The organism is Tepidiphilus olei (assembly GCF_006980705.1).
Lineage (GTDB): Bacteria > Pseudomonadota > Gammaproteobacteria > Burkholderiales > Rhodocyclaceae > Tepidiphilus > Tepidiphilus olei.
The window spans coordinates 151666-171369 of record NZ_SBHO01000002.1 but is presented as its reverse complement, the minus strand read 5'-3'; the positions used below and the strand labels follow the sequence as shown (position 1 = coordinate 171369).

At 66.4% G+C, this 19704-nt stretch carries 17 protein-coding genes; 5 read left to right on the top strand and 12 right to left on the bottom strand.

Annotated elements, in window-relative coordinates; genetic code table 11:
* Positions 1–4 precede the first annotated feature (4 nt).
* The 3 genes from EPD80_RS03940 to EPD80_RS03930 form a co-directional block, all read right to left on the bottom strand.
* Positions 5–979 (bottom strand): ABC transporter substrate-binding protein, encoded by a 975-nt coding sequence (locus tag EPD80_RS03940; protein ID WP_185957698.1) that lies wholly within the window; start codon positions 977–979, stop codon positions 5–7.
* Entirely contained in the window at positions 976–3036 is a 2061-nt protein-coding gene (locus EPD80_RS03935; protein ID WP_185957697.1) for a diguanylate cyclase, read from the bottom strand. Before EPD80_RS03935 ends, EPD80_RS03940 begins: the two co-directional genes overlap by 4 nt.
* Before the next feature lie 72 nt (positions 3037–3108).
* On the bottom strand, positions 3109–4314 hold the full coding sequence (locus tag EPD80_RS03930; protein ID WP_142809592.1) for an exo-beta-N-acetylmuramidase NamZ family protein: 1206 nt from the start codon (positions 4312–4314) through the stop codon (positions 3109–3111).
* A gap of 50 nt (positions 4315–4364) precedes the next feature.
* Between EPD80_RS03930 and EPD80_RS03925 the strand changes: the two genes are divergently transcribed.
* Positions 4365–5969, top strand: a complete 1605-nt coding sequence (locus tag EPD80_RS03925; RefSeq protein ID WP_142809590.1) for a peptide chain release factor 3 — start codon at positions 4365–4367, stop codon at positions 5967–5969.
* Between the two features lie 40 nt (positions 5970–6009).
* Here the strand turns inward: EPD80_RS03925 and EPD80_RS03920 are convergent, their stop codons facing one another.
* The 5 genes from EPD80_RS03920 to EPD80_RS03900 form a co-directional block, all read right to left on the bottom strand.
* Positions 6010–7212 (bottom strand): ABC transporter substrate-binding protein, encoded by a 1203-nt coding sequence (locus EPD80_RS03920; RefSeq protein WP_142809588.1) that lies wholly within the window; start codon positions 7210–7212, stop codon positions 6010–6012.
* A 114-nt stretch (positions 7213–7326) separates the two neighbouring features.
* A complete protein-coding gene (locus tag EPD80_RS03915) occupies positions 7327–8286 on the bottom strand; it encodes a branched-chain amino acid ABC transporter permease (protein WP_142803717.1) in 960 nt (319 codons plus the stop codon).
* Between the two features lie 11 nt (positions 8287–8297).
* A complete protein-coding gene (locus tag EPD80_RS03910) occupies positions 8298–9164 on the bottom strand; it encodes a branched-chain amino acid ABC transporter permease (RefSeq protein ID WP_142809586.1) in 867 nt (288 codons plus the stop codon).
* A gap of 10 nt (positions 9165–9174) precedes the next feature.
* Entirely contained in the window at positions 9175–9909 is a 735-nt protein-coding gene (locus EPD80_RS03905; protein WP_142803715.1) for an ABC transporter ATP-binding protein, read from the bottom strand.
* On the bottom strand, positions 9906–10679 hold the full coding sequence (locus EPD80_RS03900; protein ID WP_142809865.1) for an ABC transporter ATP-binding protein: 774 nt from the start codon (positions 10677–10679) through the stop codon (positions 9906–9908). Before EPD80_RS03900 ends, EPD80_RS03905 begins: the two co-directional genes overlap by 4 nt.
* 256 nt (positions 10680–10935) lie before the next feature.
* On the opposite strand from EPD80_RS03900, the gene EPD80_RS03895 reads away from it, so the two are divergent.
* Both EPD80_RS03895 and murB read left to right on the top strand, forming a co-directional pair.
* Positions 10936–11421 carry a PACE efflux transporter gene (locus EPD80_RS03895; RefSeq protein ID WP_142809584.1) on the top strand — a complete coding sequence of 162 codons (486 nt, stop codon included), beginning with the start codon at positions 10936–10938 and terminating at the stop codon, positions 11419–11421.
* A complete protein-coding gene (gene murB / locus EPD80_RS03890) occupies positions 11406–12452 on the top strand; it encodes a UDP-N-acetylmuramate dehydrogenase (RefSeq protein ID WP_142809583.1) in 1047 nt (348 codons plus the stop codon). The genes EPD80_RS03895 and murB overlap by 16 nt, the downstream gene beginning before the upstream one ends.
* 4 nt (positions 12453–12456) lie before the next feature.
* Here the strand turns inward: murB and EPD80_RS03885 are convergent, their stop codons facing one another.
* From EPD80_RS03885 to EPD80_RS03875, 3 genes are read right to left on the bottom strand one after another with little or no spacing between them, the layout of a single operon-like run.
* On the bottom strand, positions 12457–12777 hold the full coding sequence (locus EPD80_RS03885) for a DUF1840 domain-containing protein (RefSeq protein WP_142803711.1): 321 nt from the start codon (positions 12775–12777) through the stop codon (positions 12457–12459).
* A gap of 12 nt (positions 12778–12789) precedes the next feature.
* The gene (locus EPD80_RS03880; RefSeq protein WP_142803710.1) at positions 12790–13347 is read right to left on the bottom strand and encodes a hypoxanthine-guanine phosphoribosyltransferase; all 558 of its coding nucleotides are present in this window, start codon (positions 13345–13347) and stop codon (positions 12790–12792) included.
* A gap of 27 nt (positions 13348–13374) precedes the next feature.
* Positions 13375–14169, bottom strand: coding sequence for an exodeoxyribonuclease III (locus EPD80_RS03875; RefSeq protein WP_142809863.1), 795 nt, complete (start codon positions 14167–14169; stop codon positions 13375–13377).
* 88 nt (positions 14170–14257) lie between these two features.
* On the opposite strand from EPD80_RS03875, the gene pyrE reads away from it, so the two are divergent.
* Together pyrE and EPD80_RS03865 are read left to right on the top strand one after the other, a co-directional pair.
* Positions 14258–14893 (top strand): orotate phosphoribosyltransferase, encoded by a 636-nt coding sequence (gene pyrE / locus EPD80_RS03870; protein ID WP_142809581.1) that lies wholly within the window; start codon positions 14258–14260, stop codon positions 14891–14893.
* Positions 14894–15019: 126 nt separating this feature from the next.
* A complete protein-coding gene (locus tag EPD80_RS03865) occupies positions 15020–15550 on the top strand; it encodes a hypothetical protein (protein WP_142809580.1) in 531 nt (176 codons plus the stop codon).
* Positions 15551–15590: 40 nt separating this feature from the next.
* Here EPD80_RS03865 and EPD80_RS03860 read toward each other — a convergent pair whose 3' ends face one another.
* Positions 15591–19487 (bottom strand): DUF3683 domain-containing protein, encoded by a 3897-nt coding sequence (locus EPD80_RS03860; protein WP_142809860.1) that lies wholly within the window; start codon positions 19485–19487, stop codon positions 15591–15593.
* Positions 19488–19704: the final 217 nt, after the last annotated feature.

Genomic DNA, 19704 nt, shown 5'->3' with positions numbered 1-19704 from the left:
TGCATCACGGCGAGGGGTGGGGGAGGAAACGGGCCGAGGCCGGAACCGGCGGAGCTGCCGCATGGAGCAGCCCGGCGCGCTGCAGCAGCCCCGCGATCGTGGCGACGGAGTCGGCGAGCATGCGTTCGAGCCAGTCTCGCTGCTGCGTGAGCGGCGGGAAGACGAGGCCGACGAAGGGGGTGAAGGCCTCTTCGGGCGCCAGGCCGAAGCGCCGGGCGAGACGGTGGCGCGCGTCGATCGCGTTGTCGCGCATCCACTCGAGGCCGAGGAAGTGGGCCCGCACGAGGCGTTCGATCGCTTTCCCGTGCGTGTGCAGGACGGCGCTGCGCACGGCCAGGACGTCGAGCACGACCGGCGGCAGGGCGGCGGAATCGAAGCATGAGACGGCCCCCAGGCGGCGCAGGCGCTCGACGTAGGGTTGGTAGGTCACGGCGAGGTCGAATTCGTGCCGCGCCCAGGGTTCCAGTTGGCGCGGCGGCGAATAGGGAATACGCTGCAGGTGCCGGGGATCGAGCCCGAGGTGCTCGCACCAGGCCTGCAACAGGACCCGGCCGGGGCCGATGCGCTCCACGGCCACGCGGGCGCCGCGCCAGCCAGAGGCATCGCGGCAGGGGCCGCGTGCCATGACGTGGTCGGCGCCGGCCGAGACGTCGAGAATGCACACGACCGTCAGATCCAGACCCTGCGCCCGGCCGAGGAGGACTTCGTCGAGCGTGAGCATGGCCGCTTCCACCCGCCCGAGGCGCAGGAGCTGCAGCTGCGCTTCGGCGTCCGCGACTTCAACGAGCTGCAGGCCGGCCGTTGCGCTGGGAGCAGCGTCGACATAGAGGCGCAGCGGCTCGTAGCCCGCCCAGAGATGGTAGGAGACGCGCAGGGGCGGTTCGGGCGTACAGCCGCCGATCCCAGCGGCGGCGGCGAGCGCCCCCGCACCGAGGGTGCCGAGCCAGCGGCGACGGGCGCGGTCGAAGGGCAGTTTCACGAGCAGCCCCCGGCTTTTAGCCGCTTGTTTCCCGTGGGAGGCAAGGCGACCTGGTTCCTGCCTTCGCGCTTGGCGCGATATATGGCCTCGTCGACCCGTGCCAGGCTCTCGTCCAAGGGAGCGTCGGGGTCGAGGGGGGCGACACCGATCGACACCGTGCCGCTGAGGACCTTTCCTGGATCGTCGAGCGGCAGCTGGGTGTGGGCCCAGGACTGCCGCACCCGTTCAGCCACCTTGACCGCCGTGTCGAGGGAGGTATCCGGCAGGATGGCGATGAATTCTTCGCCGCCATAGCGGGCGATGAAGTCGGTAGGGCGCAGGTTGTGGCGCAGCACGCGGGCGAAGGCTTGCAGCATGCGGTCGCCCACGGCGTGCCCGTAGGTGTCGTTGACCTTCTTGAAGTGGTCCAGGTCGAACATGAGGAGCGCCGCCGGCCGCTTGTGGCGCTGCGCCGCCGATTGGGCTTCCTGTAGACGCTGTTCGAGGTGGCCGCGGTTGGCCAGGCCCGTGAGCGGATCGTAGGCCGCGAGGCGGCGCAGTTCTTCGAGCAGACGCATTTCCTCGGTGATGTCGTGGAAGGCGACGACGGCGCCCATCACGCGGTCGTGCTCGACGCGGGGGCTGGCGGAGACGTGCACCGGCACCGGCAGGCCGTCGCGCCGCCAGAAGACGTCGTCCTGGCGCACCTTCTGCCCCGCCTCGAGCGCGCGGTGCAAGGGGCAGTGCTCGGCCGGATAGGGCTGCCCATCCGGCCGCCGCGCGTGAAAGAGCTCGTGCGGATCCTTACCCAAGACTTCTTCCGGCCGGAAACCGAGCACTTCGGAGGCGGCGCGGTTGAAGAAGATGCAGCGGCCCTGTGCGTCGGTGCCGTAGATGGCTTCATCCACCGTCTCGAGGATGGTCTGGGTCTCGACGAGCGCAGAGGCGAGTCGTGCGCGTTGGTGCTCGAGCTGGCGCCGGGTGTGCCACAGGCGCAGCGTGAGCAGGGCGAGCAGAACGCCCGAGAGGACGAGCAGCAGCAAGGGCAGGGTGTACTGGTGCAGCACGTCGCGCAACTCCACTTCCACGTGTTCGAACGGCGGCACGCGAAGCCGCTGGGCGAGGCGTTCCACGCCGGCGTAGTCGGCCGGAACGGTGAAGCCGCCGATGCCTGCGGCGGTGAAGCGGGGGTCGGGCGCGGCTTCGAGCCGGTCGGTGAGCTGGTAGAGGGCGAGCGCGACCTTGCGGGCGACATCGGGCGGGACGTGGGGCAGGGCGACGAACGCCCATTCGGGGTAGAGCGCGGTGGTGACCTTGTAGGGGAAACCTGGCGGGTGCCATTGGCCGAGCATCATGAGACGCGCTTCGTCCTCGGGCGCGAGCCGTCCCTCGCGCGTGAGCGCTTCGAGCAGTCCCGTACGAACGAAGCCTGCTTCCCCTTTGCCTTCGAGCAGGGCCTGGACGACCGCGTCGTGATTGCCCTGGGGCAGGAGGGTGACGTCGTCGGGCACCCGTACGCCGCGCTCGAGCAACCAACCGGCCTGGGCGAGGTAGCCTCCCAACCCTTTGGCGCCCGGGATGAGGATACGCCTGCCTTTGAGGTCTTCGGGCCGGCGGATGGGGCCGTCGCGGCGCACGAGAATGACCCCACCCAGCGCCGCGGTCTTGATGCCGTGCTCGACCGTGATGAGCGTAGCGATGGGGCCGGAGAATGCGTGGCGGTATTTCTCTTGGATATAGTGAACGGGGTTGGTGAAGAGAAAGTCGATGCGACGGGCAGCGATCTCGCGATCGAGCGACTCGGGCGTGAGCACTTCGAGGATGACCGGCTCGCCGAGCGCTTGCGAGAGTTCGTCGGCAAGCGGCTGCCACTGACGCTGGAGCGTCTCTTGCGGGCGATGGCCGAAAACGCCCAGACGGTAGTCGGCGTGCGCCGAGGCGACGATGACGAGTGAGAGGACGAAAAGCCCGACCAGGCGCCACGCCAGCCGTGAGGGATCGTTGGCGCGGCCTCGGGGCCGTTCGCGCCGCGGCGAGGCGCGTGCGGCACGGTGAAGGAGCGGAAAAAGGAAGCGCATATGAATGGGCCGCTCGCCAGGGCGCGGAATGCGCCGTCCCCTCATTATAGGGGAAGCATAGAGCGAATGGCGTCAGAGCAGGAAAGGGGCACGAATCTCGGCCCAGGCGCGCTCTTCCGGCTCGATCATCGCGTCGAGATCGGCTGGCGCGGCCGCTTCGTCCTCGATCCACTGTCGCAGGCGCGGACCGCCGTCGATGAGATCGATCGCCAGGCGTTCGTATTCGTACTCGTAGGGGTCGGCATGCCAGAGCGGCCGATCCGGATGGAGCCGGCGCAGCGCCTTGAGGGTGAGCGCTACCAGGCGCCAGGGGCGGAAACGGCGGGGATCGTAGTGCGCCGGGTCTTCCACGTGGATCATGATTCCGCCGCAGCGCTCGCCTGCGTATTTGTGGAAAGTCGGCTCGAAGAAAAAGGGGCGCAGGCGGCAGCCTGCCAGCCACTGCGGGGCGAGCGTTTCCATTTCTGCGAGCAGCCGCCAGGGATCGATCCAGGGGGCGCCAAACCCTTCCAAGGGACGGGTGGTGCCGCGCCCTTCGGAGAGCGTGGTGCCCTCGATGAGCACGGTACCGGGATAGCAGCGCGCCATCCAGGGGGTAGGGGCGTTGGGGCTGGGATTGATCCAGGTGCGCTCGCCCAGCGGCCAGCCGTAGCTGGGGGCGGCGTCCGGGTCCCAGCCTTCGAGCGATACCACGCGATAGTCGAGGTCGAGCCCCAGGGTGGCGATGAACCAGCGCCCGGCCTCGCCCAACGTCAGGCCGTGGCGCATGGGAAGGCTCCCGGCGCCGACGAAGCTCTCCCAGCCCGGCTGCAGCAGCCCCCCCTCGACGCCGCGCCCGAGCGGATTGGGCCGGTCGAGCACCCACACGCTCTTGCCGTGCGCGGCGGCCGCTTCCAGCACGTAGCGCAGGGTGGTGAGATAGGTGTAGACGCGGCAGCCGAGATCCTGCAGATCGACCAGCAGCACGTCGAAGGTGTCCATCATCGCCGGGGTGGGGCGGCGCACCGCGCCGTAGAGGCTGAAGACGGGAATGCCCAGGCGCGCGTCGAACTCGTCGGGCGACTCGACCATGTTGTCCTGCTTGTCGCCGCGCGCGCCGTGCTGCGGGCCAAAAAGCGCGGTGAGCCGCACCTCCGGCAGCGCCGCGAGGGCGTCGGCGGCGTGCACCAGGTCGCGCGTGACGGAGGCCGGGTGCGCCAGGAGCGCCACCCGTCGACCAGCGAGCGGGCGGCGCAGTTCGGGTTCTGCGAGGAGTCGGTCGAGGCCGAAGCGGATCATGGTGGACGTTCCTGCTGCTAAAATGAGCGATTTTCCCAGAAAAGACGGACATGGGCGACGCATTGGCAGAACGGCTGGCGCAGGAGGTGGCACGGCGGCGTACCTTCGGCATCATCGCGCACCCGGACGCGGGCAAGACCACCCTCACCGAGAAGCTGCTCCTCTTTGGCGGAGCGATTCAACTGGCCGGTACCGTGAAGGCGCGCAAGTCGGCGCGGCACGCCACCTCCGACTGGATGGAGGTGGAGAAACAGCGCGGCATCTCGGTGACTTCCTCCGTGATGCAGTTCGAGTACGACGGGCATGTGATCAACCTGCTCGACACCCCCGGTCACCAGGATTTCTCCGAGGATACCTACCGCGTGCTCACCGCGGTCGACTGCGCCGTGATGGTGATCGACGCGGCCAAGGGGGTGGAGGCGCAGACGATCAAGCTGCTGGAAGTGTGCCGCCTGCGCGACACGCCCATCATCACCTTCATCAACAAGATGGACCGCGAGGTGCGCGAGCCCTTCGAGCTGCTCGACGAGATCGAGTCGGTGCTCAAAATCGACTGCGCCCCCATCACCTGGCCCATCGGCAGCGGCAAGGCTTTTCGCGGGGTGTATCACCTGCTGCACGACCGTACGCTCGTGTTTCGCCCAGGCGAGGAGAAGCGCGTCGAGGCCGAGGTGATCACAGGGCTTGCCAATCCCGAGCTCGATGCGCGCTTTCCCGCCGAAGTGGGGGCGATGCGCGAGGCGGTGGCGCTCGCGCGCGAGGCGCTCTCACCCTTCGCCCTGGGCGAATTCCTTGCCGGGCGACAGACGCCGGTCTTCTTCGGTTCGGCGATCAACAATTTCGGGGTGCAGGAAGTGCTGCAAGCGCTCATCGACTGGGCCCCGCCGCCGCAGCCGCGCGACGCCGGCGTGCGGCTGGTCCTGCCCGCCGAGGAGAAGTTCTCCGGGTTCGTGTTCAAGATTCAGGCGAACATGGATCCGAAGCACCGCGACCGCATCGCATTCTTCCGTGTCTGCTCCGGACGCTACAGCAACGGGATGAAAGCCTGGCACGTGCGCGCCGGGCGCGAGATGCGGCTCGCCAACGCCATCACCTTCATGGCCAACGAGCGGGCGATCCAGGAAGAGGCCTTTGCCGGCGACATCATCGGCATCCACAACCACGGTCAGCTGCAGATCGGCGACACCCTCACCGAAGGCGAAATGCTCGGCTTTACCGGCATTCCTTACTTCGCGCCGGAGCTCTTTCGCATGGCGCGGCTGCGCGATCCCCTCAAGGCCAAGCAGCTGCACAAGGGCTTGAAGGAACTGGGGGAAGAAGGGGCGATCCAGGTGTTCGAGCTCGAGGGCGGGCAGCTCCTGCTCGGCGCGGTCGGGACGCTGCAGTTCGAGATCGTGGCCGAGCGGCTGCGCAGCGAGTACGGGGTGCAGGCGCTCTTCGAGCCGGCGGAGATCCACACCGCCCGCTGGCTGGTGTATCCGGACGAGGCCACGCGCGCGCGCTTCGAGCGGGAACAAGCCATGCGCCTTGCACGCGACATCGACGGCAACCCGGTGTATCTCGCCTCGTCGCGCTACAACCTGGAGGTGACGATGGAAAAATACCCGACGGTGCAGTTCCGCGCCACGCGCGAGCACCGTCAGGTATTCGGTTGACCCGCCGCCGCGGGCGTATGCGCCACGGCGGTGCGGGTAATCATTTCATGCGTTCGATCTCGGCGAAGGTATTGCCGCTCACCTTGTAGAGGATGTAGTCGCCCGGCACGTCGCCGTTGGCGTCGAACTCGTGATCGCCGGCGGCTCCTTTGTAGTCGATGTCCTTGCCTTCGGCGATCAGTTGCTTCGCTTTGGTCCACTCGCCGGGGAGGATGGGCTCGCCTGGGGCGGTGGCGACTTCACGCAGCGCCTGGGAGAGCTTGGCCTTGTCGCCCCCGGCCTTCTCGATCGCCAGCGCCATCAGGAAGGCTGCGTCGTAGCTCGTGGCGGCGAAGGTTCCGTTGGGGTCGCCACCGGCGGCCTTGAAGTCCTTGCTGAACTTCTCGAACCCGGCGCCCGTCGCCCCGGCCGGTGCGGAGACGAGGAAGGTTTTGAGGTTCTCCGCACCCAGGGTCTTGATCATGTTCTCGTCACGCATGCCGTCGGCGCCGACGAAGTTCTTGAAGAATCCGTTTTCCAGTGCCTGACGGACGATGGTGAGCCCGGAGGAGTTGCCATAGGCGAACACCACCAGGGTGTCGGCACCGCCCTTGGCGAGCTCGGCCAGATCCGAACGGTAGGAGGCTTTCTTGTCCTCATGCGCCCGGCTGGCCGTGACCGTGCCGCCGAGTTTCTTGAATTCGTCGCTGAATGCCTCGGCCAACCCCAGGCCGTAGTCGTTGTTGAGGTAGGTTACGGCCACCTTGTCGGTGCCTCGGGCCTTGAGCGTGCGCGCCAACGCCCGTCCTTGGTAGTCGTCGGAGGCGACGGTACGGAAGACGAGGTCCTTGTCGTCCAGCGTGCTGATCTTGGGTGAAGTGCCCGACGAGGTGATGAGGAGCACTCCGGCCGGAACGGTGACGGAATTGGCCACGGCGATCACCGGTCCGGAGCATGACGGCCCGACCATGCCGATCACGCCGTTGACGTTGACCGCCTTGGTGGCCGCGTCGGTGGCGAGCTGCGGGTTGCAGCCGGAATCGTACACCTGCGGGTCGATCTTGCCGCCATTGCCGATGCCTCCCTGGGCATTGACCTGTTCGGCCGCGAACTTCATCGATTGCACCATGGTGGGCGCCATGCCGGCGATCGGTCCGGTGATGCCGACGAGATAGGCTACTTTCACGTTCTGAGCCCATGCCGGGGCGGTGGCGAGCGCTCCAGCAAGCGCGAGCGTGAGGATCGAAGCGCGGGTTTTGTTCATTTCGGGTCTCCTTCCGGGGTTGGTCAGCACAATCATTTTAGACGAGAGGGCGTTTCGAAGAACCCATCGCGCGTCGAGCCTTGGATGTCCGCTCGTGCGGCTTGCTCGAAGCGCCTAGGATCGTGGCGGGGCAAGATGCGAAGTCCGCTGTACGCTCTCCTCGGGGAGCAATCCTTCCGGACGGAAGCGCAGGATGAGCTGCAGCATCAAACCGATGAGGAAGACGCGCACGTATTTCGCCTGAGTGGCGACGTCGGCGGGGAGCTGGTCGGTGATGAATTCCGACATCGACCAGATGAGCCAGATGATCACGGCCCCGAGAATGGCGCCGCGGTTGTTGCCCGAGCCGCCCAGGATCAGCATGATCCACACGAGAAAGGTGGCAATCATGGGGTCGATGGCCTCGGGCGTGATCGCGCGCATGAAGTGGACGTAGAGCGCCCCGGCCAGGCCCATGATCGCTGCGCCGAGCACGAAGGATTCCAGTCGGCGGCGTTCGACGTCCTTACCCATGGCGGCGGCGGCCTGCTCGTTGTCGCGGATCGCCTTCATCATCCTTCCCCAGGGGGCGGTGAGCTGCCGCTCCAGCGCCCAGTAGACCATGAGGAGTACGGCGATCACCAAGGCGAAATAGGCGAATTGCGACAGCGAGTATTCGAGGCCGCCGAAGGGACGAGGAACGCCGGTGATGCCGCGGGCGCCGCCGGAGAGCGTTTCCTCGGTGCGCAGCACCAGGCGGATCACCTCGGCCACGCCGATGGTGGCGATCGCCAGGTAATCCGAGCGGAAACGCAGGCAGACGCGTCCGATCGGCCAGGCGATGAGGGCGGCGCCGGCCATGGCGCCGAGCCAGCCGACGAGCACGGGGAGCTCCCAGCCCATGATGCGCTCGGGCGAGGGCGGGGCGGTGAGGAGCGCCGAGAGGTAGGCACCCACGGCGAAGAATCCGGCGATGCCCGCATTGAAGAGCCCGGTCACGCCCCATTGCACGTTCAGGCCCAGGGCGAGGATGCCGTAAATGCCGATCATGGTGCCCATGAAGGTGGCGTAGTTGATGAGGCCGATCGAGGCCATGATGTCGCTCCTTACAGCACTTTGCCCTTGAAGATGCCCTGCGGCCGCAGCAGCAGGATGGCGAGCAGGATGACGAAGGCGGTGGCCGATTTGTAGGGGCTGGGTACGAGGAGCACCGAGAGTTCTTCGGCGAGCCCGATCACCAGGCCGCCCACCACCGCGCCTTCGACGCGCCCCACGCCGCCGAGCACCGCCGCGGCGAACATCGACAGCATCGCCGACCAGCCCATCATGGTGGTGAGTTCGGTGTTGATGCCCAGGCAGAAACCGGAGGCGGCCGCGAGCGCACCGACGATGAACCAAGTGAGCCGCGTGACCCGGTCGTTATCGACGCCGCACAGGCGCGCGAGGTCGGGGTTGTCCGACATCGCTCGCATCGCTTTGCCCCATTTGCTGTAGCGCAGGAAAGCGAGCAGTGTCGCCACCAGGGCGAGCGTGAGGGCGAGGGTGGCGATCTCGCGGGGGCGTAGCATCAGGCCCGCGAAGGATTGGGCCCGGGCGATGCCGCTACCGTAGGCGAGTGGATCCACGCCCCAAGCCACCTGTACGACCGAGCGTAGCATCATGCCGATGCCGAGCGAGGCCATCACCGTGAGGATCTTGGGCCGGGCTTCGAGATGACGATAGAAGAGGCGGTGGATGCCGTAGGCGAGCAGCGCCGTGAGGATCATCGCCACCGGCAGCGAGAGCCAGGGGGTGAGCCCGATGAGGGTCGTCACGCCTAGCGCGAGATAGGCCCCGGTGGTGGCGAGGTCGCCATGGGCGAAATGGCCAAAGCGCAGGATGCCGAAAATGAGCGTGATGCCGATGGCGCCCAGCGCATAGATCGCGCCGATCACGATCCCGGGAATGATGTAGAAATTGATGAATTCGAGCATGAGGAACCCTTCATCCTCCGAGGAACATCTGGGCGATTTCGGGATCTTCGAGGATCGCGCGGCCCGAGCCTTCGAAACGATTGGCTCCGGTGGCGAGCACGTAGCCGCGATCGCAGAAGGCGAGCGCCTGCTTGGCGTGCTGTTCCACGAGCAGGATCGAGACGCCCGAGTCGCGTACGTCACGGCAGATTTGGAAGATCTGCTCCATGTACTTGGGGGAGAGCCCGGCGGTGGGTTCGTCGAGCAGCAGGAGCTTGGGGTCGAGCATGAGCGCGCGGCCCATGGCCACCATCTGGCGCTGTCCGCCCGAGAGGTCGCCGGCGAGCGCGTGGCGTTTGGTCTTCAGATCGGGGAAAAGGGCATAGATGCGATCGTAGGCCGCGCTCAGATCCCCTTTGGCGAGAAAAGCACCCATTTCCAGGTTCTCATGCACCGTCATTTCGCGAAAGACGTTGTCGACCTGGGGTACGTAGGAGATGCCGCGGCGCACGATGCGATCCGGGCTCCAGCCGGTGATGTCTTCGCCTTCGAAGACGATGGCCCCGCTGCGGATGCGCACCAGCCCGAACACCGCTTTCATCGCCGTCGATTTGCCCGCGCCGTTGGGCCCGACGATGACGACGATCTCTTGCGGCATCACCGTGAGCGAGACGCCCTGCAGGATGTCGGCATCGCCATAGCCGCCGCGCACCTGGTGCATGATGAGGATGGGCTGAGGACGATCCAGGGAGGGAGTGTGGGTCATGCGGGCTCCTCCGTCACCGTCTCGCCCAGGTAGGCTTCGAGCACGCGCGGATCGTTGCGCACGTCGAGGAATTCGCCTTGCGTGAGCACCTTGCCCTCGGCCATGCAGACGACGGGGTGGCAGAGTTTGGCGATCATCTCCATGTCGTGTTCGATGAGGATGAAGGTGTAGCCCCACTCCCGGTTGAGGATCTGGATCTTCTCCTCGAGCTTGCGCAGTAGCGTGCGGTTGACTCCGGCGGCCGGTTCGTCGAGCAGCACCAGCTTGGCGTCGGTCATCATGGTACGCCCGAGCTCCAGCAGTTTCTTCTGCCCACCGGAGAGGTGGCCGGCGCGCTCGTTGGCCACGTGGGTGAGTTCGAGAAAGGCGAGGACCTCGATCGCTTTCTGCCGCACTTCTTCTTCCACGCGGCGCACCCGGCGCCAGTCGAACCAGTTGGCGAAGAGGTTCTCGCCGGGCTGGCGAGGCGGCACCACCATGAGGTTTTCCAGCACGCTCAAGCGATGGAATTCGTGTGGAATCTGGAAAGTGCGCACCAGCCCCTTGTGGAAGCGCTCGTCGGTGCGCAGCCGGGTGATGTCTTCCCCCAGGAAACGGATGGTGCCGGCCGTGGGGGCATAGGCCCCGGCGATCACGTTGAAGAGCGTCGTCTTGCCGGCACCGTTGGGGCCGATGAGCCCGAGTACTTGCCCTTCCTCGACGCTGAGCGTAACACCATCGACGGCATGAAATCCGCCGAAAGCCATCACGATGCCTTCCAATTCGAGCATCGCCACCCTTTTTCTCCCGGGATCCCGATCTTGGCGGGGCAGGATAGCGGAAAAGTTTTTCCTTGCAAACTAGGGTTTACCTGGGGGCGGTACAATCTGGGCTCTGCGAGCACTTGCCGGGCAAGGCGCCCGGGGCGCGGGACGAGGGATTCGGCCGCGCCGGCGGGTGCGTATCCGAGCGCCGCGTCGCGCCGCGAGGAAGCTACGCAGCAATGCATTCGAAAGAGACTCCCCCTCAAGATTCCCGTGGGAAGAGATGGAACGAACGGTTAGGACCGAGCACGAACGCGTTCCCTTGCGCACCTGGCGTGATCGGGTGCGCCAGGTGTTGGCGTTCGAGGCGGGTGGCCTCTTGCTGATCACGCCGCCATTTGCCTGGGCGAGCGGTGAGCCGGTGCTCGACTCCTTGGGTTTGCTCGCGCTGCTCGCGCTCATCGCTGCGCTGTGGAATGCGGGCTACAACACGATGTTCGACCGCTTGGAGGCGCGCTTCTTGCGGCGTCGTGCCGACCAGCGTCCGCCTCTGTGGCGCCTCGTGCAGGCGCTCGGGTTCGAGGGCGGGCTCTTGTTCCTCACCTTGCCGGTGATCGTCGCTTGGACCGACATGGGGTGGCTCGAGGCGCTCGTCGCCGACCTGGGGTTGGCGCTCGCTTACACCGTCTATGCTTACGTCTTCAACTGGTGTTACGACCGGATCTTCCCGATCGCGCCGGATCAGGAGCGGCGATGCAGCGCTTCGTAGAGGTCGATCTCTCTTCTTGGACCACCCTCGGGGTGCCCGTCAGGGCGCAGGAGCTGCTCGTGCTGGAAGACGAAGCGGATATCGCCCGCTGGCTGGAACGACGCGAAGCCGCGCCGATGCCGGAGCTCGTGCTCGGCGGGGGCAGTAACGTCGTCTTCCTCGAAGATTTCGCTGGCCGGGTGGTGCGCTTGGCCACCCGCGGACGTGAATTGCTGGGCGAGGAGGGCGGAGCGCGGTTCGTGCGCGCCGCCGCCGGGGAGCCGTGGGACGGGTTCGTGCGCTGGTGCGTGACGCAAGGCTGGGGTGGCCTGGAGAACCTCGCGGCCATTCCCGGTAGCGTGGGGGCCGTGCCGGTGCAAAACGTCGGTGCCTACGGGCTGGAGGTGGGCGAGCGCATCGCCTGGGTCGAGGGGGTGGATCGCGACACGGGGCTGGCGTGGACGCTTTCTGCCGACGAGTGCGGCTTCGGCTACCGCACGAGCCGCTTCAAGGCGGCGGAGGAATCCTCACGCGTGATCACGGCCGTGGTTTTTCGCCTGCCGCGGGACGAGCCGCCGCGGCTCGACTATCCCGACCTGCAGCGGTGGTTCGGCGGGCGAGCGCAACGCGTCTCACCGGCGGACGTCTATGCGGCGGTGGCCGAGATCCGGGCGCGCAAGCTCCCCGATCCTCGCGTGCAGGGTAACGTCGGCAGTTTCTTCAAGAACCCGCTGGTCTCGCCCGCAGTAGCCGAACGCCTGGCGGCGCTCCATCCCGATCTGCCGCGCCATCCCCAGCCGGATGGGCGCGTGAAGCTCGCCGCGGGCTGGATGATCGAGCGCTGCGGCCTCAAGGGGGTACGCGAAGGCGGGGCGATGGTGCATGAGCGCCAGGCGCTGGTGCTGTGTAACGCAGGCGGGGCGACGGGCGCGGATTTTCTCGCGCTCGCGCGGCGCGTGCGCGAGGCGGTGGCCGAGCGCTTCGGCGTGGAGTTGGAGGTGGAACCGGTGCTGGTCGGGCGGGAAGGGGTGCGTTCGCTCGAGCGAGCGTGAACGCTCACACGCCCCAGACGACGGGCTTTTTCTCGGCGAGTGCGCGCTTCATCATCTGCAGCAGCGGCCAAGCGCGGCGGTGGAATTCCACCGGCGGCTCCTTGCCTTCTTCCTTGGCCTTTTCTTCCTCGGTCTCGTCCAGGCCAGGGTGCGCCTGGCGGTCGGCCTCGATCGCGGCTTCGAGCTGGGCGATGGCTCGTGGTAACTCTTCGGGCGTGAGGATGCCGCGTTCGACGTCCTTGCCGAGCATCTGCAGGATGGGCTCGGCGTGCTTGCGGTACATGACGATGTCGGCGTCGGCTTCCGATTTGAAGGTGACGAGCATGGCGAGTTTTCCTTACGATTCCCGTACGGCGTAGATGCCGTCGGCGTTGCGCCAGTACCCTTTATAGTCCATGCCGTAGCCGAAGACGTAGCGATCGGGGATTTCCAGACCGGTGAAGTGGGCCCGCATGCCGGGATAGGCTTTGCGTTCGTGCAGCTTGTGGCAGAGCACCGCGAGATAGACGTCCTCGGCGCCTTCGTCGCGCAGCCGCTGCATCACCGCGGCGAGCGTATAGCCTTCATCGAGGATGTCGTCGAGCACGAGCACGGGGCGTCCCTCGATGGGCGCGGTGGGTTCCACCCGCCACTCCAGCCGGCTGCCGGCGGTGGTGTCATGGTAGCGCGTGGCGTGCAGATAGGCGACTTCCAGCGGAAAGCGCAGCCGCGGCAGGATCTGGCCGGCGAAGACGACGGCGCCTTTCATGACCACATACACGAGCGGGTCGCGTTCGGCGAGCACTTCCGTGATCTCGGCGGCGACGCGGTCGATGGCGCGCTGCACTTGGCTGGAATCGGCGATGCACTCAGCCTCGGCGAGCACGCGGCGCATGGCTTCGACTTTGGGGTTCATCGAGGGTCCCGTAAGAAAAAAGGGGAATTATCGCGGATTTTGCGCGAGTGCGAAGTCGTAGTCGACGATGAGCGGGGCGTGATCGGAGAAGCGCTCGTCCTTGTAGACCCGGGCGGCGCGGGCGGTGGCGGCGATGCCGGGGGTGGCGATCTGGTAGTCGATGCGCCAGCCGACGTTCTTTTCCCACGCGCGCCCGCGGTTGGACCACCAGGTGTAGCCTTCTTCGGTGGCCTCGGGGTAGAGGTGACGGTAGACGTCGATCCAGCCCAGCTCGTCGAACACGCGGCTGAGCCAGGCCCGTTCTTCGGGGAGAAACCCGGAGTGTTTCTGGTTGCTGCGCCAGTTTTTGAGGTCCTTCTCGGTGTGGGCGATGTTCCAGTCGCCGCAGATCACGACTTCGCGGCCGCAGTGGCGCAGTTCGCGCAGCTTGAGAAAGAAGGCGTCCATGAAACGGAATTTGGACGCCTGCCGTTCCGGGCCGGCCGAGCCGGAGGGCAGATAGAGCGAGACCACCGAGAGACCGGGATAGATGGCTTCGAGATAGCGCCCTTCGGCGTCGAACTCCGGCTCGCCGATGCCAGCGACGAGTTCGAGCGGGGGCTGGCGCAGGTAGAGGCCGACGCCGGCGTACCCCTTCTTCTCGGCGAAATGGAAGTACCCGGTGTAGCCGTCGGGGTGGCGCATCTCTTCGCTGAGGTCTTTTTCCTGCGCCTTGAGCTCCTGCACGGCGACGATGTCGGCATCTTGGGTGGGCAGCCAGCGGAAGAAGCCTTTGTCGGCGGCGGAACGGATGCCGTTGAGGTTCAGCGTGAGGATGCGCAGCGTCATGTCGTCTCCGGGATGGCTTGCGGCGAGGCGGGTGGGCGCGTACCATTGCCGCCCGTCACATCTAGTAAAAAAGGGGAAATCCGTGAATTTTAGCCGGGAATTCCTGCGCCTGGCCTGCGAGAAGGGGGTACTGCGCTTCGGCGAATTCGTCACCAAGGCGGGGCGCCATTCACCCTACTTCTTCAACTCGGGGCTCTTCGATGACGGCGCCTCGTTTCGCGCACTGTGCGGCTTCTACGTCGAAGCGATCCTTGCGAGCGGCATCGCCTTCGACGGCCTCTTCGGGCCGGCCTACAAGGGCATCCCCTTGGTGACGGGCGTGGCGATCCGGCTCGCCGAGCGGGGGCTCGACAAGCCTTTTTCCTTCGATCGCAAGGAAGCCAAGGACCACGGCGAGGGCGGGCGGCTCATCGGCGCGCCGCTGCGCGGCCGCATCCTCATCGTCGATGACGTGATCTCGGCGGGGACCTCGGTGCGCGCCTCGATAGAGCTCATCCGGGCCCACGGCGCGGAGCCGGCGGGCGTCGTGATCGCGCTCGACCGCATGGAGCGTGGCGAAGGCGAGGAGTCGGCAGCCCAGGAAGTGAGTCGGCGCTTCGGCATCCCCGTGATCGCCGTGGCCACGCTCGAAGATCTGCTCGCGCTGCTCGCCGACGATCCACGGCTGCGCGAGCACTTGCCGGCGGTGCGGGCGTATCGTGAGCGTTACGGCGTGTAGGGTGGCGGCGCGCCGCGCATGACCGAGCGTGGATCCGAAAAAATGCGCCGGCGTGATCGTTCAGGCATGGCATGGATCGCCTGTTTCGCATATCATGCCTGGATGGGGCCATGAGGGCTGAGAGCGATGGGGCGGCGAATCTGGCGCGGGGTGTTGGCTGGGGGATTGTTGGGCATGCTCGTCGTCGGGACGGCAAGTGCGCGGGAGGGAGTGGCGTGCTGTGACGACGTCAACGGACGGAGAGTGTGTGGGAATCCTCTGCCCGCCGAGTGTTATGGACGCAAATACTGGCTGATCGATGCCAGCGGCGTGGTACGCAAAGTAGTCGATCCGGATGCCGAGCGGGCGCGCCATCGGATGTCGGACGATTCGGAGGATCTCTCGGCGCAGGAACGGATGCTGCGACGTAAGCACGAGCGCCTGCTACAGGCATTCCCCACCTTAGAGGCGTTCGATGCCTGGCGCGATGCGCAGCTGGCCGGCTACGATCGGCAGATCGACCAGATACGCGAGATGCCGGCGGAAAAGGCGGACCCTGAAGCGGTGGAAACGGCGGTGCGGCGCCTGCAAGAAGAGCGCGAGGCAGCGGCGAAACGCCTCGCCGCCGAGCGCCGCGAGCTCGAAGAGGCCCTGAAAGCGCGCCAGCCGGGGCGATGATCCCCTCGCAGCCCGTCCGGGTGGGACGGGCTGCCGAGGCTCACAGGAGCACGCGCTCGATTCCGCCGCGGTTGGCGGATTCGACATAGCGCTCGAGCCAATCGGGGCCGAGCAGGTGCTTGGCGAGTTCCACCACCACGTAGTCGGCATCGAGCCCCCCGGCGTCGTTGCTGAAGCGGTGCAACCCCTGCAGGCAGCTGGGGCAGGAAGTGAGCACCTTCACCGGGGTGCCGGGCGCGGCGTCGGCGCGAAGCCGTGCGGCGTCCTTCTCCAGTTCTTCCTGCTTGCGGAAACGCACTTGCGTCGACACGTCCGGCCGCGTGACGGCGAGCGTTCCCGATTCGCCGCAGCAACGGTCGTTGAGTGCGACCTCCGTGCCCAACAGCTTTTTCGTCACCTCGATGCCCGCGTATTGCTTCATCGGCGTGTGGCAGGGCTCGTGATACATATAGCGCACGCCGGGGATGCCGTCGAGCCGGATGCCTTTCTCCATCAGGTATTCGTGGATGTCGAGCAGCCGGCAGCCGGGGAAGATCTGCTCGAAGTGGTAGTCGAGCAGCTGGTCCATGCAGGTGCCGCAGGAGACGACCACCGTCTTGATGTCGAGGTAGTTGAGCGTGTTGGCCACCCGGTGGAAGAGCACGCGGTTCTCGGTGGTGATGCGCTGCCCCTTGTCGTCGTTGCCGGCGGCGGTCTGCGGGTAGCCGCAGCAGAGGTAGCCCGGCGGCAGCACCGTGGTGGCGCCGACGTGATAGAGCATGGCCTGGGTGGCCAGCCCCACCTGGCTGAAGAGCCGCTCGGAGCCGCAACCGGGGAAGTAGAAAACGGCGTCCGAGTCGCTCGCCGGCACCTGGGGGTTGCGGATCACGGGGATCACCGTCTGATCCTCGATGTCGAGGAGTTGCCGCGCCGTGCGCTTGGGAAGATTACCCGGCATCGGTTTGTTCACGAAGTGGATCACCTGCTCGCGGATCGGCGGCTTGCCCACCGTGAGCGGCGGGCGGCGCGTCTGCTCCTGGATGAGCCCGAGGCGCTTGGCCCACTGGTGTGCCAGGCGCTGCGCCTTGTAGCCCCACTCGACCATGGTCTTGCGCACGAGCTTGACCGTGGTCGGATCCTTGACCGTGAGCAGCAGCATCGCCGCCTTCGTGCCCGGGTTGAAGGAGTTTTTCCCCTGCTTGCGCAGGAGGTTCCGCATCTTGATGGAGACGTCGCCGAAGTCGATGTCGACCGGGCAGGGTTTCTCGCACTTGTGGCAGACGGTGCAGTGATCGCCGATGTCCTCGAACTCGGCCCAGTGGGCCAGCGACACGCCGCGGCGCGTCTGCTCCTCGTAGAGCAGCGCCTCGATCAGCTGCGAGGTGGAGAGGATCTTGTCGCGCGGGCTGTAGAGGAGATTGGCGCGCGGCACGTGCGTCGAGCACACGGGCTTGCATTTGCCGCAGCGCAGGCAGGATTTGATGTCGTCGGCGATCGCCCCGATCTCGGTCTGCTCCATGATGAGCGATTCGTGACCGAGCAGGTTGAAAGAAGGCGTATAAGCGCGGGCCAGGTTGCCGCCGGGCATGAGCTTGCCGCGGTTGAACGCGCCTTTGGGATCGATGCGGCGTTTGTAGTCCCAGAAGGGGCGAAGCTGCTCCTCGTCGAGATAGTCGATCTTGGTGATGCCGATGCCATGCTCGCCGGAGATGACCCCGCCGAGTGACTTCGCCACCGCCATGATGCGGTCGACTACGCGGTTGGCGGTCTGCAGCATTTCATAATCGTCGGAATTGACCGGGATGTTGGTGTGCACGTTGCCGTCGCCGGCGTGCATGTGCAGCGCCACGAAGAGCCGTCCGCGTTTGACCTGCTGGTGGAGCTCGAGGATGCGCTCGCGAGTGGGGCGGAAGACGTCGCCGTCGAAAAGGCGCATGAGCCCCGGGCGCAGCTCGCGCTTCCAGGATATGCGTATGGAATAATCCTGAAGGCGGTGGAAGAGCGTGGGCGCTTCGGCGCGGTTGGTGAGCTCGCCCGCCTCGATGCCGTATTCGGCGAAGTGCCGTTCGGCCTCGGCGAGCGGCAGGTCGAGGTTGTCCCGCAGCCAGCGCCAGCGCCGGCGCACCGCGTCGACGAGCTCGAGCGCGAGCTCGCGCTTCTCGCCGATGAGCGTCTCCGGCGGCACATCGGCATCGCCCGGATCGAGCGGCAGTTTGGGTTCACGCAGAAAGGCTTCGAGCCGGTCGCACAGGGCGAGCTTGTTGTCTAGCGACAGCTCGATGTTGATGCGCTCGACGGCGTCGCAGTACTCGCCCATCTTGGGCAGAGGGATGACGACGTCTTCGTTGATCTTGAAGGCGTTGGTATGCCGGGAAATGGCCGCGGTGCGGGAACGTTCGAGCCAGAATCGCTTGCGCTGCTCCGGGGTCACCGCGATGAACCCTTCGGCATCGCGCTTGTTGCACATCCGCACCACTTCGGAGGCGGCGCGCATCACTGCTTCTTCGTCGTGACCGACGATGTCGCCCACCAGCACCATCTTCGGGCGGCCGCGGCGCTTGGCCTTGGTGGTATAGCCCACGGCTTTGACGTAGCGCTCGTCGAGGTGCTCGAGGCCGGCCAGTTGCACCCCGGCCGCGTGCCCTCCGCCGCCGGGTTTGAAATAGTCGGTGATCTCGACGATGGCCGGCACCGCGTCGCGCACCTGACCGAAGAATTCGAGGCAGACGGTGCGCGTGACCGGCGGCATCTTGTGCAGCACCCAGCGGGCGGCCACGATGAGGCCGTCGGTGCCTTCCTTCTGGATGCCGGGGATGCCGTGCAGGTATTTGTCGGTGACGTCCTTGCCCAGGCCCGGTTTGCGCATCGTCGCGCCCGGCGCGCTGATGATCTCTTCGCCCAAGGGCGCGTAGGTGAGCCCGTCGAAGCGGCGCAGGCGGAAGTAGACCGTCTCCTGTTCGTGGATTTTCCCGAGGTTGTGCTCGAGCCGCTCGACTTCGAGCCAGTTGCCGTCGGGCGTGACCATTTTCCACCACAGGAGGTTGTCGAGCGCCGTGCCCCACAGCACTGCCTTCTTGCCGCCGGCGTTCATGGCGATGTTGCCGCCGATGCAGCAGGCTTCGGCCGAGGTGGGATCGACGGCGAAGACGCGCCCGGCGGCGGTCGCGGCATCGGCCACGCGCTGTGTGACGACGCCGGCGCCGGTGCGGATGGTGGGATAGCGCTGGGGCAGCGGCCCTTCGCGTCCAGGCAATTCGACTTCTTCGACTGGGCCGAGCGAGGTGAGCTTCTCCGTGTTGATGACGGCCGAGCGCGCATCGAGCGGCACGGCGCCGCCCGTGTAGCCGGTACCGCCGCCACGCGGGATGATGGTGAGCCCCAGTTCGATGCAGCCGCGCACCAAGGGGGCGATTTCCTCTTCGGTGTCCGGCGTGAGCACCACGAAGGGCAGTTCGACCCGCCAGTCGGTGGCGTCGGTGACGTGCGAGACGCGTGCGTGCCCGTCGAAGCGGATGTTGTCGCGCCGAGTGTGGCGCGACAGCACCCGCAGCACGTCCTTGCGCAGCCGCTCGGTTTCAGGGAAGGAGCGCTCGAAGACGTCGATCGCGGCGGCGGTGAGTTCGACCAGACGCGCCACGCGCGCGGCGCGCTCGGCATCGGCGGCGGCGTTGGCAATGCGCCGTTTCTCTACTTCGTCCAACCGATGGCGCAGAGCCTCGACCAGCGCCTGGCGACGCTTGCGGTTGGCGAGCAGATCGTCGAGCAGGAAGGGATTGCGCTGCACCACCCAGATGTCGCCGAGGATCTCGAAGAGCATGCGCGCCGAGCGCCCGGTGACGCGCTCACCGCGCAGGGCCTCCAGGATCGCCCAGGCTTCCTCGCCCAACAACCGGATCACGATCTCACGGTCGGACAAGGAGGTGTAGTTGTAAGGAATTTCGCGCAGACGCGGGTCCATCATCCTCTCCGGGCACGGTTCGAGGGACAATTCTAGCGCATGTGTCCACGGTCGTCGCCCACGACGGGAGTGTGGGTCATTGACACGATTTTGAATTGACCGTGCTTATTGATAGCTTTCATCTATGATGACGTTTGCCAGGGACGATTGGATTTTGCCCGGGGGCTGACCTAGAATGATTCGCGTGGTGACCGGCACGCCGTGCCGGACCGCCGCC